We start from the raw sequence: 17,731 nt of genomic DNA, 5'->3' as shown, positions 1-17,731 counted from the left end.
CGACCATGACGACCACCACCACCACCGTCTCGCGTCGCGCCTTCCTGCAGACCTCCACCCTCGCCACCGGCGGGCTGATGCTCGGCGTCACGCTGCCCGGCCTGCTCGCCGCAGGCGCCGCGGACGCCGCCGGCACGTTGTACACGCCGAATGCCTGGGTCCACATCGCCGACGACAACACGATCACGCTGCTGTCCGCCCGCTCCGAGATGGGCCAGGGCGTCTACACCTCGATGCCGATGTTGATCGCCGAGGAACTGAACGTGGACTTCCGCTCGATCAAGGTCGCGATCGCGCCGCCCAACGCCAAGGTCTACGGCAACGCGCTGCTCGGCGGGCCGCAGCTCACCGGCGGCTCGACCTCGGTGCGCGACGGCTGGGAGCGTCTGCGCGTCGCCGGCGCGCAGGTGCGCGAGATGCTGGTCAGTGCCGCGGCCACGAGGTGGAACCTCGATCGAGCCACGCTGACGGCGGCCAACGGCATCGTCACCGGCCCGGGCGGCAAGAAGGCCACCTACGGCGAGCTCGCGGCCGACGCGTCGAAGCTGCCGGTGCCGGAGAAGGTCGCGCTGAAGGACGCGAAGGACTTCACCCTCGTCGGCAAGCGCACCAAGCGACTGGACACGCCGGCCAAGACCAACGGCACGGCCGAGTTCGGCATCGACGTGAAGCTGCCCGGCATGGTCTACGCCTCGCTCGAGCAGTGCCCGGTGATCGGCGGCACGGTCAAGAGCTTCGATGCCGCCAAGGCCAAGGCGATGCCCGGCGTGATCGACGTCGTGCAGATCCCCGACGGCGTGGCCGTCGTCGCCGACACCTGGTGGCATGCCAAGAAGGCGCGTGAAGCGCTGACGGTCGTCTGGGACGAAGGCGCGGGCGCGGCGCTGAACGACAAGGCCATGTTCGCCGGCATCCGCGCCGGTGCGCCGGCCGACAAGCTGATCCCGTTGAAGGCGGTGGGCGACGCCGACGCGGTGATCAAGGCGTCGAACAAGGTCGTGCGCGCCGAGTACGTGATGCCGCTGCTCGCGCACGCGCCGCTGGAGCCGATGAACTTCACCGCGCACTTCCACGCCAACAAGGTCGACCTGATCGGCCCGACGCAGTGGCAGGACGCGGCGCAGGGCACGGTCGCGAAGGTGCTGGGCGTGAAGCCGGAAGACGTGACGCTGCGCACCACCTTCCTCGGCGGCGGGTTCGGCCGGCGCATCGACATCGACTACATCATCCAGGCGGCGCAGATCTCGAAGGCGGTGAACAAGCCGGTCAAGCTGCTGTGGACGCGCGAGGACGACACCACGCACGACTTCTACCGCCCGCAGTCGCTGCACCAGCTTGCGGCGTCGCTCGGCGCCGACGGCAAGCCGACCGCGATGACCTTCAAGATGGTCTCGCAGTCGGTCACCGGCCGCGTCTTCGGTCTGCCGCTGGAAGCGCAGGACCCGCTGATGACCGAGGCGGCGATCGCGGCCTACGAGATCCCGGCGACCCGCCACGACATGGTCAAGCACGACGCCGGCCTGCGCGTGGGCTACTGGCGCTCGGTCAGCCACGCGCTGAACGCGTTCGCGAACGAGAGCTTCATCGACGAGTGCGCGGCCGCGGCGGGCAAGGACCCGTATGCCTACCGCATGTCCTTGCTGGAGACCAAGCCGCGCTTCGCCAACGTGCTGAAGCAGGCCGCCGACAAGGCCGGCTGGGGCACACCCGCACCGGCCGGGCGCTCGCGCGGCATCGCGCTGATGGAGGGCTACGACACCTACATGGCGCAGGTGGCCGAGATCTCGATGAAGGACGGCGTGCCGGTCGTGCACAAGGTGACCGTGGTGGCCGACCTCGGCCGCATGGTGAACCCCGACACGGTCGAGGCGCAGATCCAGTCGAGCATCGTGTTCGGGCTGACCGCGGCGCTGTACGGCGAGATCACGCTCGACAAGGGCCGGGTGCAGCAGACCAACTTCCACCAGTATCAGCTGCTGCGCATGAACGAGGCCCCGGCCATCGACATCACGCTGGTGCCGAGCACCGAGAAGCCCGGCGGCATCGGCGAGCCGGCGACCGCGCTGATCGGGCCGGCGGTGGCGAACGCGATGTTCGCGGCGACAGGCAAGCGGGTGCGGCGGATGCCGTTCTCGGCCGACAACATCAAGTCGGCCTGACGTGATCACCCTCTCCCGCTTGCGGGAGAGGAACGCGGTGCGGGAGGCGGCGGTGCGCCGCCCTATCCGTGCAGCCGGCTGTGCCGCGGCACGCTGGCGAGCAGGAATTCCATCTGGTCCGCCAGGATGCGGCGGCCGCGCAGGATCATGTCCTCGTGCAGGCTCGGCACGTAGGGCAGGTACATCAGCGACAGGTGAGCCTCTTCGGGCATCCGGTTGCCCTTGTGGCCGTTGCACGGCCGGCAGGCGGTGATGCAGTTCATCCAGGTGTCGTGCCCGCCGCGCGAGGTGGGCACGATGTGCTCGCGCGTCAGGTCCTCGAACTTGAAGCGGTGGCCGCAGTACGCGCAGATGCCGCGGTCGCGGGCGAACAGCTTGGGGTTGGACAACGCGGGCGTCTGGCGCCAGGCCCGGCTGGGTACCGAGCCCTTGACCGCGATGATCGGATGGACCTCGATCCGCGACTGCAGCCCGGTGCGCTGGTAGCCGCCGCGCAGCACGTAGAAGGTGTCTCCCAGCGTCCAGGCGACGCCGTCGCTTGCGTAGATGACAGCTGCTTCCTTGGCCGAAATCCAGGATTGCGGCCGCCCCGACACATCGAGTTGCAGTACTTCCATGAGGCTCCGAGCGTAATCCAGACGGCGCATTCGCTCAACCCCGGTTTCGATAGCCCCGGGGCCGCAGCGCCCGTCATGCGCTCGTCACACGGCAAGTGGGTACAAACCCCGCTCGCGGGCCATCAGCCGGGTCAGGCCGAGCAGCGCGCCGATGTTCGGCATCGGAACGGCCAAGCGGGTGCCGATCTCGTGGACCGCGGCGACCAGCGCGTCGATCTCCAGCGGGCGGGCGGCCAGCGCGTCCTGCAGCATCGAGGTCTTGAACGCGCCGAGCTGGCGTGCGATGGCCATCCGCTCCTCGCCCGACTGGGTGACCGCGCAACCGATGCGCGCGCCGATCTCCCGCGCTTCCTCCATGGTGCCGAGCATGAACGCCAGCACCAGCGGGTCGTCGATGATGCGGTGGCTCTCCGCGCCGGTCAGCGCCGAGACCGGGTTCATCGTCATGTTGCCCCACAACTTGTACCAGACCTCGCGGCGGATGTCGGGGCTGGCCTCGGCGGTGAAGCCGGCGGACGCGAGTGCGGCGCGGACGGTCTCGGCGCGTCCGGACACGCCGCCGCCCGGCTCGCCGACGATCAGCCGGTCGCCGAAGCCGTGCCGCACTAGGCCCGGTTCCGGGCTCGCGCAGGTCAGGTGCACGACGCAGCCGAGCACGCGCTCGGTCGGCAGCGCCTCGGCGATCCGGCCGTCGGGGTCGATGCTGGCCAGGCGCCGGTCGCCCAGCGGGGCGTCGGCCGGCGCCGCATCGAGAAACCACCACGGAACGCCGTTCATCGCCGGCATCACGACCGTCCGAGGACCGAGCAGGGGGCGCAGCGAGCCAGCGGCGGCGGCCAGCGCCGGGCCTTTCAGCGCGATGACGACCAGGTCCTGTTCACCGAGCGCGGCGGCGTCGTCGCTCACCGCGATCGGCGTGGCGGTCTGCGCGCCGCCCATCTCAAGGCGCAGGCCCTGCTCGCGGACCGCCGCGAGCGTGGCGCCGCGCGCCAGCCCGGACACTGGGTGGCCTGCCGCCGCCAGCCTGGCCGCCATCAGGCCGCCGACGGCCCCCAACCCCACCACTGCGATCTTCATCGGTGACTCCGCTGCTTGATTGCGGCCGATGGTAGCGAGGCCCTCGCGACGACACGAAGCGCGGGTAAACCCTTGAAAAGACGGCGGCGCTAGCGCTGTTCTAGGCGCCGTTGCCTAGAAATACCCGCGGATTCCGTGCGGGACCGGCTTCCGGGTCATCCAATCGTCTGCAAAATAGCACGATCGTTCGTTTTAATGTCCCGCCACCGCGGGCCCCCACCGTGACCGACATCCCGACCACCCTGAACGAACCCGCCCGTGACGCGGCTGCGTCCGCCACGGGATCGCACCGGCCGCTGCTGAAGGGCCGCCAGACCCGCTCGACGATCCTCGACGCCGCGCTCGCGCTGGCCTCGCAGATGGGGCTCGAGGGCCTGTCGATCGGTGCGCTGGCCGAGGTCACGCAGATGAGCAAGTCCGGCGTGTTCGCCCACTTCGGCTCGCGCGAGGAGCTGCAGATCTCGGTGGTGCGCGAGTACCACGCCAAGTTCGAGGCCGAGATCTTCGAGCCGGCGATCACCGCACCGCGCGGCCTGCCGCGGCTGCGCGCGATGTACGACCGCTGGTTCAAGCGCGTCTCGGTCGAGATCGACGCCGGCTGCATCTACATCAGCGGCGCGGTCGAGTTCGACGACCGCCCGGGCCCGGTCCGCGACGCGCTCGTCGGCATGGTGCAGACCTGGCACGCCGCCCTCGAGCGCGCGATCCGCATCTCGATCGACGAAGGCCACCTGCGCGCCGACACCGACCCGCAGCAGATGCTGTTCGAGATCCACGGCCTGATCCTCGCGCTGCACCACGACGCGCGCTTCCTGCGCCGCCCGGGTGCCGATGCGCGCGCGCGGGCCGGCTTCGAGAACGTGCTGTCCCACTACCTCGCCGCGCCGGGCGCGACACCGCCGGCGGCCGCGCCGGCCGTGCGTCGCCGGCGCGCCCCCGCATCCCCTTGATTTCACTCTCCAGGAGTTTCCATGCCCCAGTACACGCCGCCCCTGCGCGACATGCAGTTCGTGATGCACGAGTTGCTCCACGTCGTCGATGAACTGAAGCAGCTGCCGGCGCATGCCGACATCGACGTCGACACCATCAACGCGGTGATCGAGGAAGGCGGCAAGTTCGCCGCCAACGTGCTCGCGCCGATCAACCAGCGCGGCGACGAACAGGGCTGCGTGCTCGACAAGACCACCCACGAGGTCAAGGCGCCGGACGGCTTCAAGGCCGCTTATGCCCAGTACGTCGAGGGCGGCTGGCCGTCGCTGAGCTGCGACCCGGCGTTCGGCGGCCAGGGCCTGCCGCACCTGGTCAACCAGTGCATGTACGAGATGATGAACTCGGCCAACCAGGCCTGGACGATGTACCCGGGCCTCTCGCACGGCGCCTACGAGGCGCTGCACGCACACGGCTCGGACGCGCAGAAGACGACCTACCTGCCCAAGCTCACGAGCGGCGAGTGGACCGGCACGATGTGCCTGACCGAATCGCACTGCGGCACCGACCTGGGCCTGCTGCGCACCAAGGCGGAGCCGCAGCCGGACGGCACCTACAAGCTCACCGGGAACAAGATCTTCATCTCGGCCGGCGAGCACGACCTGGCCGCCAACATCGTCCACCTGGTGCTCGCGCGCCTGCCGGACGCGCCGGCCGGCTCCAAGGGCATCTCGCTGTTCGTGGTGCCGAAGTTCAAGGTCAACGCCGACGGCACGCTCGGCGAGCGCAACACCATCTACTGCGGCGGCCTCGAGCACAAGATGGGCATCCACGGCAACGCGACCGCGCAGATCAACCTGGATGGCGCCGTCGGCACACTGGTCGGCGAGCCGAACAAGGGCCTCGCGGCGATGTTCGTGATGATGAACGCGGCGCGCCTGGGCGTGGGCATGCAGTCGCTCGGCCTGACCGAGGTGGCCTACCAGAACGCGGTGGCCTACGCGAAGGACCGCATCCAGATGCGGTCGCTCTCCGGCGTCAAGAACCCCGACCAGCCGGCCGACACGATCATCGTCCACCCCGACGTGCGCAAGATGCTGTTGACCGCGCGCGCCTACGCCGAGGGCGCCCGCGCGCTCGCGATGTGGACGACGCTGCAGCTCGACAAGGAACTCGCCAGCGACGACGAGCAGGTGCGCGCCGACTGCGCCGACCTGGTCGCGCTGGTCACGCCGATCGTCAAGGCGTTCTTCACCGACAACGCCTGGATCGCCACCTCGCACTGCATGCAGGTGTTCGGCGGCCACGGCTACATCCGCGAATGGGGCATGGAACAGTTCGTGCGCGACTCGCGCATCAACATGATCTACGAGGGCACCAACACGATCCAATCGCTCGACCTGCTGGGCCGCAAGGTGCTGGGCGACAACGGCGCGAAGCTGAAGAAGTTCGGCAAGCTGGTCGCGCAGTTCGTCGAGGACGAAGGCACCGACGAGGCGATGCAGGAGTTCGTCAACCCGCTCGCCGACCTGGGCGACAAGGTGACCAAGCTGACCACCGAGATCGGCATGAAGGCGTTCAAGAACCCGGACGAAGTGGGCGCGGCGGCGGTCGACTACCTGCGCGTCTGCGGCCACCTGGTGTTCGCGTACTTCTGGGCGCGGATGGCCAAGGTCGCGCTCGCCAAGGTGGACGGCGGCGATCCGTTCTACAAGGCCAAGCTGATCACCGCGCGCTTCTACTTCGCCAAGCTGCTGCCTGAAACGGCGACACTGATCCGCACCGCGCGCGCCGGCTCGGCGTCGCTGATGGAGATGGACGAAGCGCTGTTCTGATCGTCCGCATCGATTTTTCCCGGGAGACAACAACATGATCCGCCATACCAAGACCCTCGTCGCCGCGCTCAGCCTCGGCCTGCTGTCCGCCATCGCCCACGCGCAGGCCACACCGGCCGGGCTGTGGAAGTCAGTCGACGACGAGACCAAGAAGGAGAAGTCGCTGATCCGCATCACCGAGGCAGGCGGCGTGTTCACCGGCAAGCTCGAGAAGCTGCTCGACCCGGCGACCAAGCCCGATGCGGTCTGCGACAAGTGCACCGACGACCGCAAGGACAAGCCGCTGGTCGGCATGACGATCATCAAGGGCGTCAAGCACAGCGAATCCGACAAGGAGCGCTGGGACGGCGGCGAGATCATGGACCCCAACAACGGCAAGACCTACAAGGTCCGCCTGACCCCCGGCGACGGCGGCAAGACGCTGGCCGTGCGCGGCTACATCGGCGCGCCGATGCTGGGCCGCACGCAGACGTGGATCCGCGTCGAGTAATCAATCCGTATCGAAGAACCGAAGGAACGAAGATGAACCGTTTTCCAGTCCGCAAGGTCGCCGTGCTCGGCGCCGGCGTGATGGGCGCGCAGATCGCGGCCCACCTCGTCAACTGCAAGGTGCCAGTGATCCTGTTCGACCTGCCTGCCAAGGAAGGCCCGAAGAACGGCATCGTCTCGAAGGCCGTCGAGGGCCTGAAGAAGCTCAAGCCGGCGCCGCTCGGCATCAACGAAGACGCGGCGCTGATCCAGCAGGCCAACTACGAAGACCACCTCGACCTGCTCGCGGGCTGCGACCTGATCATCGAGGCCATTGCCGAGCGCATGGACTGGAAGCTGGCGCTGTACCAGCGGATCGCGCCCGCCATCGCGCCGCACGCGATCGTCGCGAGCAACACGTCCGGGCTGTCGATCACCAAGTTGTCCGAGGTGCTGCCGGAGGAAATCAAGCCGCGCTTCTGCGGCATCCACTTCTTCAACCCGCCGCGCTACATGGCGCTGGTCGAGCTGATCAACACGCCGACGACGAATCCCGAGATCCTCGACCAGCTCGAGGCCTTCGTCACCACCGCGCTCGGCAAGAGCGTGGTGCGCGCGAAGGACACGCCGAACTTCGTCGCCAATCGCGTCGGCATCGCCGGCATGCTGGCGACGATGAAGGAGGCCGAGACCTTCGGCCTGACTTACGACGTGGTCGACGACCTGACCGGCAAGAAGCTCGGCCGCGCGTCGAGCGGCACCTTCCGCACCGCGGACGTGGTCGGCCTGGACACGATGTCGCACGTCATCAAGACACTGCAGGACAACCTCCAGTCCGACCCGTTCTTCGCCAGCTACGCGACGCCGCCGGTGCTCGCGAAGCTGATCGAGCAGGGTGCGCTGGGCCAGAAGACCGGCGCCGGCTTCTACAAAAAGGTCGGCAAGGACATCCTGCGGCTCGATCCGGCCAGCGGCGAGTACGTCGCCGGCGGCGGCAAGGCCGACGAGATCGTCGCGCGCATCCTGAAGAAGCCGCCGGCCGAGCGTCTGAAACTGCTGCGCGAATCGAAGAACCCGCAGGCACAGTTCCTGTGGGCGATCCTGCGCGACGGCTTTCACTACGCGGCCGTTCACCTCGCCGACATCGCCGACAGCGCTCGCGACATCGACTTCGCGATGCGCTGGGGCTTCGGCGTGCAGCAGGGCCCGTTCGAGCTGTGGCAGGCGGCCGGCTGGACGACCGTGGCGAACTGGATCAAGGAAGACATCGATGCCGGCAAGGCGCTGAGCACCGCGCCGCTGCCGTCCTGGGTGTTCGACGGCCCGGTGGCCGCGAACAACGGCGTGCACCACGCCGAAGGCTCGTGGAGCGCCGCGCACGCGCGCTGGGTCGCGCCGAGCACGCTGCCGGTGTACCAGCGCCAGGCCTTCCGCGAGTCGGTGTTCGGCGCGGGTGCCGCGGCACCGCTGAGCTCGGGCACCGAACTGTTCAAGAACGACGAGATGCGCGTCTGGACGCTCGACGGCGAGGTGCTGATCGCCAGCATCACCGCCAAGCTGCACCTGATCGGTCAGGGCGTGATCGAGGGTTTCGACAAGGCGGTCGAGCTCGCCGAGCGCCAATACAAGGGGCTCGTGATCTGGTCGCCCGACGACGTGTTCTCGGCCGGCGCGAACCTCGAGCAGATGATGCCGGTGTTCATGAAGAGCGGCGGCAAGGGCATCGCGCCGGAGCTGAAGAAGATGCAGGACGCGATGCTGCGCCTGCGCTACGCGAGCGTGCCGGTGGTGGCGGCGATGCGCGGCATCGCGCTGGGCGGCGGTTGCGAGATCGCGCTGCATTGCGCCCGGCGCGTCGCGGCATTGGAAAGCTACGTGGGCCTGGTCGAGGTCGGCGTCGGGCTGATCCCCGGCGGCGGCGGTCTGACCTACATCGCGCGCCGCGCAGCCGAGATGGCCAGCGCCGGCAACGCGAACGCCGACATCTTCAAGTTCCTCAGCGACGGCTTCACGAACGCCGCGATGGCCAAGGTCGGCACCAGCGCGATCGAATCGCGCAAGCTCGGCTACCTGTTGTGGAGCGACGTGGTCGTGCCGAACAAGGACGAACTGCTCCACGTCGCGACGCAACAGGCGAAGGCGATGTACGAGAGCGGCTATCGCGCGCCGGCGAAGGCGCTGTTTCCGGTCGCCGGCCGCAACGCGATCGCGACGATCAAGGCCCAGCTCGCGAACATGCGCGACGGCGGCTTCATCAGCGCGCACGACTTCCACATCTCGGCATTGATCGCCGACGTGGTCTGCGGCGGCGATGTCGATGCCGGTTCGCTGGTCAGCGAGGAGTACCTGATGGCGCTCGAACGCAAGCACTTCTGTGGCTTGCTCGACCACCCGAAATCGCAAGAACGGATCATGGGCATGCTGCAAACGGGCAAGCCGGTCCGCAACTGATTGGAATGACCATCATGAGCACGCAAGTTCAAGAGGCGTACATCGTCGCCGCCACCCGCACGCCGATCGGCCGCTCGGGCCGGGGCTACTTCCGCAACACCCGGCCGGACGACCTGCTGGTCGCGGCGATCCGCAGCGCGATGACGCAGGTGCCGACGCTCGATCCGAAGGCGATCGAGGACGCGATCATCGGCTGCTCGTTTCCCGAGGGCGAGCAGGGCATGAACATGGCCCGTGTCGCGGTCGCGCTGGCGTTCTCGAACCCGGTCGGCGGCGTGACCGTCAACCGCTTCTGCGCGTCGGGCATCACCGCGATCCAGATGGCGGCCGACCGCATCCGCGTCGGCGAGGCCGACGTGATGATCGCCGGCGGCGCCGAGTCGATGAGCCTGGTGCCGATGGGCGGAAACAAGCCCTCGTTCAACCCGGCGATCTTCGAACGCGACGAGAACATCGGCATCGCCTACGGCATGGGCATCACCGCCGAGAAGGTCGCCGCGCAGTGGAAGGTCTCGCGCGAGGCGCAGGACGCGTTCGCGCTCGAATCGCACCAGCGTGCGATGAAGGCGCAGGCCGCCGGCGAGTTCAGCGACGAGATGACGCCGATCGACGTGGTCGACCGTTTCCCGAACCTGGCGACCGGCGAGCAGGGCGCGAAGACCCGCACCGTCAAGCTCGACGAAGGCCCGCGTCCCGATACCTCGCTCGAAGGCCTGGCGAAGCTGCGCCCGGTGTTTGCCGCCAAGGGCAGCGTCACGGCCGGCAACAGCTCGCAGACCAGCGACGGCGCCGGCGCACTGATCCTCGCCAGCGAGAAGGCGATCAAACAGCACGGCCTGACGCCGCTGGCGAAGTTCGTCAGCTTCGCCGCGCGCGGCGTGCCGCCGGAAATCATGGGCATCGGCCCGATCGAGGCGATCCCGGCCGCGCTGCGCTATGCGAATCTGCAGCTGTCGGACATCGACTGGATCGAGCTGAACGAGGCCTTCGCCGCGCAGTCGCTCGCGGTGATCAACAGCGTGGGCCTCGACCCGGCCAAGGTCAACCCGATGGGCGGCGCGATCGCGCTGGGCCACCCGCTCGGCGCGACCGGTGCGATCCGCGCCGCGACCGTGATCCACGCGCTGCGCCGCCACAACCTGAAGTACGGGATGGTGACGATGTGCGTGGGCACGGGGCAGGGCGCGGCGGGCATCTTCGAGCGCGTCTGATCGCGATGGACGCCGAGCGGCGCAGCGCGGTCCGGAAGGTCGGCCTCGTCGTCGGGGTCGGCGCGCTCGCCGCACCGGTGCTGGTCAGCGCGGTGCGGCCGGCGCCGCTCGCCGCGGAGCGCTTCGTCTCGATCGATGCGGCCGTGCAGACGCTCGCGCAACTGAAGACCGCGGCGCCGCGCCTGACCGGCGCCTGGGACCTGGCCCACGTGCTGCACCATGCGGCGCAAAGCATCGAGTATTCGATGAGCGGCTTCCCGGCGCTGAAGCCGGCGTGGTTTCGCGCCACGGTGGGCTCATACGCGTTCGCGCTGTTCAATGCGCGGGGCGCGATGTCGCACGACCTTGTCGAGCCGATCCCCGGCGCACCCGCGATCGCGCAGGGCCAGCCGCTCGTGCCGGCGATCGAGCGCGCGAGCGCCGCGCTGCGTGCGTTCGACGCCCATGCCGGCGCCCTGCAGCCGCATTTCGCCTACGGCACACTCGACAAATCCGACTACGCGCGGGCGCACCTGATGCACCTCGCGAACCACTGGAACGAAGCCGCCACCGCGGCTTGAACAACGTCACTGAAGGAGACCGCCGCATGAGCATCAAGACCGCCACGTTGAACGGCGTCGCGACCATCGAGATCGCGCGCCCCGAGAAGAAGAACGCGATCACCGGCGCGATGTACCACGCGATGGGTGCCGCGCTCGACGCCGCCAAGGCCGACAACGCGGTGCGCGCCGTGCTGATCACCGGCCAGCCGGGCATCTTCACGTCGGGCAACGACATCGACGACTTTATGAAGCGTCCGCCCGGCGAACCGCCGGCCTACGTTTTCATGCGCGCGCTGATGGGCTGCGACAAGCCGGTGATCGCCGCGGTGACCGGTGCCGCGATCGGCATCGGCACGACGCTGCTGCTGCATTGCGATTTCGTCTACGTATCGGACGAGGCGCGGCTGGCGATGCCGTTCGTCAGCCTCGGCCTGGTGCCGGAGTTCGCGTCCAGCCTGATCGTGCCGCAGCTGATGGGCAACGTGCGCGCGGCCGAGAAGCTGCTGCTGGGCGACCCGTTCACCGGTGCCGACGCGGTCGAGTGCGGCATCGCCAACGCGGTGCTGCCGGCGAACGAGGTCGTGAACCACGCGCGCCGCGTCGCCGAGCGCTTCAACGCGCTGCCGCCGGGCGCCGTGCGCGACAGCAAGACGCTGATGCGCCGCGCCCGCGCCGCGCTCGCTGCCGAAACCATCGCCGTCGAGGGCGAGGTGTTCGGCGCGCGGCTGCGCAGCCCCGAGGCGCAGGAGGCGTTCAGCGCGTTCTTCCAGAAGCGCAAGCCGGACTTCTCGAAGTTCTGATCGCGCCATGTCGCTCGCGCTGAAGCTCGTGCTGTCGCCCGTGCTGATCGCGCAGGCGATGGGCACGCGCCGGCGTGCCCCCGCCTTGCCGGAGGCGGCCGGGCCGCGCGAGGGGCAGATCGGCAGCGGGGCGGGTGCCTTGCGGGTGCTGATCGCGGGGGATTCGTCGGCGGCCGGCGTCGGCGTCGCGACGCAGGATCACGCGTTCGCCGGCCACTTCACGCGCACGCTGCACCGCCGCAGCGGCCGCGCGGTGCGGTGGCGGCTGCGCGCGAAGTCGGGCCTGACGACATTGGAGGTCCTGGCGCTGCTGCGGGCCGATCCGCCGCCGGTGGCGGATGTGGCGGTCGTGCTGACCGGCGTCAACGACGTGATCGATCTGGTTCCGCCGAAGCGCGCCGTGCAGCACCGCGCCGCCCTCGCCGACTGGCTGCTCGGCCAGGGGCGGGCGCGCTACGTCGTCTTCGCGCCGCTGCCGCCGATCAACCAGTTCCCGCTGCTGCCGCAGCCGCTGCGCGGCGTGATGGGCGCCGATGCGCGGCTCCACGACACCGCGATGGCCGCCTGGGCGGCGAGCAAGCCGAACGTGTTCCACACGCCGATCGCATTGCAGCTTGCGCCGGGCGCGATGTCCAGCGACGGCTTCCACCCCGGCGAGCCGGTGTACCGTGCCTGCGGCGAGGCGCTCGCGCGCTTCGTCGTCGACAGAATCCTTCCGTTGGAGATCGCCAAATCATGACCCGCACGCTCGAGGGCAAGACCCTGTTCATCACCGGCGCCTCGCGTGGCATCGGCCTGGCGATCGCCAAGCGCGCCGCCGCCGACGGCGCCAACATCGTGATCGCCGCGAAGACGACCGAGGCCAACCCCAAGCTGCCCGGCACGATCCACTCCGCCGCGGCCGAGATCGAGGCCGCCGGCGGCCACGCGCTCGCGCTGCAGACCGACATCCGCGACGAAGCCAGTGTGCTCGCGGCGTTCGAGCAGGCGGTCGGGCGCTTCGGCGGCATCGACATCCTGGTCAACAACGCCAGCGCGATCAGCCTGACGCCGACGACCGCGACGCCGATGAAGCGTTTCGACCTGATGTTCGGCGTCAACGTGCGCGGCACCTACCTGTGCACGCAGAGCTGCCTGGCCGAACTGATCAAGAGCGCACGGGCCGGGCGCAACCCGCACGTGCTGAACATGTCGCCGCCGCTGTCGATGCGCGAGCACTGGTTCAGCCCGCATGTGGCTTATACGATGGCCAAGTACGGGATGAGCGAGTGCACGCTCGGCCACGCCGGCGAGTTCCGGCCGCACGGCATCGGCGTCAACAGCCTGTGGCCGCGCACCGCGATCGCGACCGCGGCGCTGCAGATGATCCCCGGCGTCGACCTGTCGCGCTGCCGCAAGCCCGAGATCCTCTCCGACGCCGCGTACCTGATCCTGACCAGCGAGGCGGCCACCACGACCGGCAACTTCTTCATCGACGACGCGCTGCTCGCGCAGCACGGCATCACCGACCTCGACCGCTACAGCGTGACGCCCGGCACGACCGAGTTCGTGCCGGATTTCTTCGTCGACTAGCCTGCGCGGCGCGGCGTTGGCTGACAGACAACCCCCCGCCGGCCCTGCTACGGTCGGCGGGTGACTGCCAACACCGATCCTTCCGCAGCCGCGCCGCCGCCCTTGTCCGGTGCAGCAGCGCTGTTCCTCGACTTCGACGGCACGCTCGTACCGATCGCCGCACGCCCGCAGGACGTGCAGGTGCCCGCGTGGGTGCGTCCGACGCTGCATGCGCTCGCCGCGCGCCTGAATGGTGCGCTGGCGATCGTCAGCGGCCGGCCGATCGCACAGCTCGATGACTTCCTCGCGCCGCTGCGGCCGATCGCGGCTGGCGCGCATGGTGCCGAGTGGCGCGACGCGCACGGCGCCGTGCGGCAAGTGGCGGCGCCGCCGCCGGACAGCGTGGTTCGCCAGGCGCACGCCCTCGCGGCGCGCCACGCGGGGCTGATCTTCGAGCCGAAGTCCAGCGGTCTGTCGCTCCACTACCGGGCGCGGCCCGAACTCGAGGCCGAGTGCCGCGACGCGCTGATGGCCGCGCTGGCCGCGATCCCCGGCGCGAGCGACGACTGGGAGTGGCTGCACGGCCATTGCGTCTTCGAACTGAAGCAGCGTGCGGTGTCCAAGGGCAGCGCGGTGCAGGCGCTGCTTTTGCAGCCGCTGTTCGCCGGCCGCCAGCCCGTGTTCGTCGGCGACGACCGCACCGACGAGGACGGCATCGCAGCGGTGCAGGCGGCCGGCGGCTTCGGCGTGCGCGTCGGTGGCGGCGTGACCCGGGCGCGCTACCGGCTCGCCGATCCCGCGTCGGTCGGCGCGTGGCTGCGTACCGCGCTGGAGCCCGACACCACATCACAGGAGAACCGCGCGGCATGATCCCCAACGAAGCGAACCTCAACCTCGGCATGATCGGCAACTGCACGATCAGCGCGCTGATCGACGCCCAGGCGCGCATCGTCTGGTGCTGCATGCCGCGCTTCGACAGCGATCCGGTGTTCCACGCGCTGCTCGATTCGGCCGACGGCATCGGCGAGGAGGGCAGTTTCCAGATCGTGCTCGACGGCTGCGTGCGCACCGAGCAGGCCTACGACGAGAACACCGCGATCCTGCGCACCCGGCTGTTCGACCACCGCGACAACGCCGTCGAGGTGACCGACTTCGCGCCGCGCTTCATGCGCCACGAGCGCTCGTTCCACCCGATGCAGCTGGTGCGCCGGGTGCGGCCGCTGCAGGGCTCGCCGCGCATCCGCATCGTGCTGCGGCCGCGTGCGGACTGGGGCCGCACGACGCCGTCGCGCACGCGCGGCAGCAATCACCTGCGCTTCGTCACGCCCGAGCGCACGCTGCGGCTGACCACCGACGCGCCGATCACCTACATCCTCGACGAGACCACCTTCACGCTGAACGGCCCGGTCAGCCTGCTGCTCGGCACTGACGAATCGCTCGACGGCGCGGTCGAGGAGACCGCGCGCTGGCTCGAAGAACACACGGCGAACTACTGGCGCCAGTGGACGCGCCGCCTGGCGCTGCCGCTCGAATGGCAGACCGCGGTGATCCGCGCCGCGATCACGCTGAAGATGTGCCTGTTCGAGGAGACCGGCGCGATCGTCGCCGCGATGACCACCAGCCTGCCCGAAGCGCCCGGCAGCGAGCGCAACTGGGACTACCGGTTCTGCTGGCTGCGCGACGCGTTCTTCGTCGTGCGCGCGCTCAACAGCCTGTCCGAGGTCGGCACGATGGAGGATTACCTGCGCTGGCTGCGCGACGCGGTCGCCCGCACCGGCGGCGGCCACATCCAGCCGCTCTACGGGATCGGGCTGGAGCAGGAGCTGCCGGAGTCCATCGTCGCGCACCTGGGCGGCTACCGCGGCCACCGGCCGGTGCGCGTGGGCAACCAAGCGGCAGAGCACTTCCAGCACGACGTCTACGGCAACATCGTGCTCGGCGCCGCGCAGGCCTTCCACGACCACCGGCTGCTGCGGCGCGGCACGCGCGAGGAATTCGCGATGCTGGAGATCGTCGGCGAGCGGGCGTTCCAGATCCACGACCAGCCCGACGCCGGCATGTGGGAGCTGCGCACCCGCGCCCGCGTGCACACCTCGTCGGTGCTGATGAACTGGGCGGCCTGCGACCGGCTCGCCAAGATTGCCGAGACCTTCGACCTGACCGATCGCGCGGCCTTCTGGCACGAGCGCGCGGCGCTGATCCGCGCCAAGATCCTCGAGCGTTCGTGGAGCGAGGAGCGCCAGGCGTTCGCCGAGAGCTTCGGCGGCCGCGAGCTCGACGCCAGCGTGCTGCTGATGGCCGAGGTCGGCATGATCGATCCGATGGACCCGCGCTTCGTCAAGACCGTCGACGCGCTGGAGGCCGTGCTGTGCGACGGCCCCTACATGCGCCGCTACGAGGCGCCCGACGACTTCGGCCTGCCCGAGACCTCGTTCAACATCTGCGCGTTCTGGCGCATCGACGCGCTCGCGCGCATCGGCCGCAAGGAGCAGGCGCGCGAGATCTTCAATGCGCTGCTGGCGGTGCGCAACCCGCTCGGGCTGCTCTCGGAAGACACCCACCCGGTCACCGGGCAGCTCTGGGGCAACTTCCCGCAGACGTATTCGATGGTCGGGATCATCAACGCCGCGACGCGCCTGTCCGCGCCTTGGGACTCGAGGATCTGATGGGCCGCCTCGTCGTCGTTTCCAACCGCATCGGGGACCCGCGCAAGGCGGCCGCGGGCGGCCTGGCCGTCGCGCTTGGCGACGCGCTGTCGCAGAGCGGGGGCCTGTGGTTCGGCTGGAGCGGCAAGATCAACGAGAGCGGGGCGCCGGGCGAGGGCGAGTTGCACATGCAGCGTTCGGGCTCGGTGCAGCTGGTCACGCTCGACTTGTCGCAGGCCGATCACGACGCCTACTACACCGGCTACTCGAACCAGGCGCTCTGGCCCGCCTTCCACTACCGGCTCGACCTGGCCGACTTCGGCGCCGGCTTCTTCGCCGGCTACCAGCGCGTCAACCGGCTGTTCGCGCGCAAGCTGGCGGCGCTGCTGCAGCCCGACGATGTGGTCTGGGTGCACGACTACCACCTGATCCCGCTGGCCGCGGAGCTGCGCGCGCTCGGCTGCCGCCAGCGCATCGGCTTCTTCCTGCACATCCCGCTGCCGCCGCCGCCGATCCTCGCGGCGATCCCGGGGCACGAATGGCTGATGCGCTCGTTCTTCGCCTACGACCTGGTCGGGTTGCAGACCCGCAGCGATGCCGATCACTTCGCCCGCTTCGTCGTCGAGGAGGCGAACGCGACCGCGCTCGGCAACGACGAATTCGAGGCCTTCGGGCGGCGGGTCGTCGCGCGCGCATTCCCGATCGGCATCGACGTCGACGAATTCCAGCGCCTGGCCCACAGCACCGAGTCGCGGGAGACCGAGGCCATGCTGCGCGACCAGTACAGCAAGCGCCGGCTGCTGGTCGGCGTCGACCGGCTCGACTACTCGAAGGGGCTGCCGCGGCGCTTTCGCGCGTTCCGCGAGCTGCTGGCCAACTACCCGGAGAACCGCAACAGCGCGACGCTGATCCAGATCGCCTCGCCGACCCGTGAAACGGTGGACGCGTACGACGACCTGCGCCGCGACCTCGAAGGCCTGGCCGGCGAGATCAATGGCGACTATGGCGAGCTCGACTGGATGCCGATCCGCTACCTGCACCGCACCTGGGCGCGGCGCCGGCTGCCGGCGCTGTACCGGTGCGCGCGCGTGGCGCTGGTCACGCCGCTGCGCGACGGCATGAACCTGGTCGCGAAGGAGTACGTCGCGATGCAGACGCAGGAGGATCCCGGCGTGCTGGTGTTGTCGCGCTTCGCCGGCGCCGCCGAGCAGATGCGCGAGGCGCTGCTGGTCAACCCGTACGACATCCCGGCCGCCGCGCAGACGATCCAGCGCGCGCTGCAGATGCCGCTGGCGGAGCGGCGCGAGCGCCACGCGGCGCTGCTGCAGCGCATCCGCACGAACGACGTGCATTGGTGGCGCAAGGAGTTCCTCGACGCCCTGTCGGCGATCGAGCCGCGGGTGCGCGAGACCAGCTGACGCGCCGGCGAGCGGGTCAGGTAGTCGGCA

Annotated in this window: 15 protein-coding genes; 13 read left to right on the top strand and 2 right to left on the bottom strand. The window is 69.6% G+C overall.

The genetic code is table 11. The features are described from left to right. Nucleotides 1-5 precede the first annotated feature (5 nt). Nucleotides 6-2,159 (top strand): molybdopterin cofactor-binding domain-containing protein, encoded by a 2,154-nt coding sequence (locus ASC76_RS10785; RefSeq protein WP_056465336.1) that lies wholly within the window; start codon nt 6-8, stop codon nt 2,157-2,159. Between the two features lie 62 nt (nt 2,160-2,221). Here ASC76_RS10785 and ASC76_RS10780 read toward each other — a convergent pair whose 3' ends face one another. Next, nucleotides 2,222-2,776 (bottom strand): HNH endonuclease, encoded by a 555-nt coding sequence (locus tag ASC76_RS10780; RefSeq protein WP_056465334.1) that lies wholly within the window; start codon nt 2,774-2,776, stop codon nt 2,222-2,224. A gap of 84 nt (nt 2,777-2,860) precedes the next feature. Then, the gene (locus tag ASC76_RS10775) at nt 2,861-3,853 is read right to left on the bottom strand and encodes a 2-dehydropantoate 2-reductase (protein ID WP_056465332.1); all 993 of its coding nucleotides are present in this window, start codon (nt 3,851-3,853) and stop codon (nt 2,861-2,863) included. A 242-nt stretch (nt 3,854-4,095) separates the two neighbouring features. Between ASC76_RS10775 and ASC76_RS10770 the strand changes: the two genes are divergently transcribed. The 12 genes from ASC76_RS10770 to otsA are packed head-to-tail and all read left to right on the top strand — an operon-like array spanning nt 4,096 to nt 17,701. Beyond that, nucleotides 4,096-4,803, top strand: a complete 708-nt coding sequence (locus ASC76_RS10770) for a TetR/AcrR family transcriptional regulator (RefSeq protein WP_056467276.1) — start codon at nt 4,096-4,098, stop codon at nt 4,801-4,803. 21 nt (nt 4,804-4,824) lie between these two features. Beyond that, complete coding sequence (locus tag ASC76_RS10765) at nt 4,825-6,615, top strand: acyl-CoA dehydrogenase C-terminal domain-containing protein (RefSeq protein WP_056465330.1); 1,791 nt, start codon at nt 4,825-4,827, stop codon at nt 6,613-6,615. 34 nt (nt 6,616-6,649) lie between these two features. Next, nucleotides 6,650-7,105 carry a DUF2147 domain-containing protein gene (locus ASC76_RS10760; protein WP_056465328.1) on the top strand — a complete coding sequence of 152 codons (456 nt, stop codon included), beginning with the start codon at nt 6,650-6,652 and terminating at the stop codon, nt 7,103-7,105. Between the two features lie 32 nt (nt 7,106-7,137). Beyond that, nucleotides 7,138-9,534, top strand: coding sequence for a 3-hydroxyacyl-CoA dehydrogenase/enoyl-CoA hydratase family protein (locus ASC76_RS26440; RefSeq protein ID WP_056465325.1), 2,397 nt, complete (start codon nt 7,138-7,140; stop codon nt 9,532-9,534). 14 nt (nt 9,535-9,548) lie between these two features. Beyond that, nucleotides 9,549-10,745, top strand: coding sequence for an acetyl-CoA C-acyltransferase (locus ASC76_RS10750; protein ID WP_056467273.1), 1,197 nt, complete (start codon nt 9,549-9,551; stop codon nt 10,743-10,745). Between the two features lie 5 nt (nt 10,746-10,750). Beyond that, nucleotides 10,751-11,305: a DUF1569 domain-containing protein gene (locus ASC76_RS10745; RefSeq protein WP_056465323.1), complete on the top strand. Its 555-nt coding sequence runs from the start codon at nt 10,751-10,753 to the stop codon at nt 11,303-11,305. Nucleotides 11,306-11,331: 26 nt separating this feature from the next. Beyond that, a complete protein-coding gene (locus ASC76_RS10740; RefSeq protein WP_056465321.1) occupies nt 11,332-12,087 on the top strand; it encodes an enoyl-CoA hydratase in 756 nt (251 codons plus the stop codon). 7 nt (nt 12,088-12,094) lie between these two features. Next, nucleotides 12,095-12,826 carry an SGNH/GDSL hydrolase family protein gene (locus ASC76_RS10735; protein ID WP_056465319.1) on the top strand — a complete coding sequence of 244 codons (732 nt, stop codon included), beginning with the start codon at nt 12,095-12,097 and terminating at the stop codon, nt 12,824-12,826. Beyond that, complete coding sequence (locus ASC76_RS10730) at nt 12,823-13,659, top strand: NAD(P)-dependent oxidoreductase (RefSeq protein ID WP_056465317.1); 837 nt, start codon at nt 12,823-12,825, stop codon at nt 13,657-13,659. The genes ASC76_RS10735 and ASC76_RS10730 overlap by 4 nt, the downstream gene beginning before the upstream one ends. A 60-nt stretch (nt 13,660-13,719) precedes the next feature. Further along, nucleotides 13,720-14,508, top strand: a complete 789-nt coding sequence (gene otsB / locus ASC76_RS10725) for a trehalose-phosphatase (protein ID WP_056465316.1) — start codon at nt 13,720-13,722, stop codon at nt 14,506-14,508. After that, a complete protein-coding gene (locus ASC76_RS10720) occupies nt 14,505-16,304 on the top strand; it encodes a glycoside hydrolase family 15 protein (protein ID WP_056465314.1) in 1,800 nt (599 codons plus the stop codon). Before otsB ends, ASC76_RS10720 begins: the two co-directional genes overlap by 4 nt. Beyond that, nucleotides 16,304-17,701: an alpha,alpha-trehalose-phosphate synthase (UDP-forming) gene (gene otsA / locus ASC76_RS10715; RefSeq protein WP_056465312.1), complete on the top strand. Its 1,398-nt coding sequence runs from the start codon at nt 16,304-16,306 to the stop codon at nt 17,699-17,701. The genes ASC76_RS10720 and otsA overlap by 1 nt, the downstream gene beginning before the upstream one ends. Nucleotides 17,702-17,731 lie beyond the last annotated feature (30 nt).

The sequence above is a fragment of the Rhizobacter sp. Root404 genome (genome assembly GCF_001425865.1).
Taxonomy (GTDB): Bacteria; Pseudomonadota; Gammaproteobacteria; order Burkholderiales; family Burkholderiaceae_C; genus LMDS01.
Note: the sequence above shows the minus strand (reverse complement) of the source record. Positions and strands in the feature narration are given on the sequence as shown.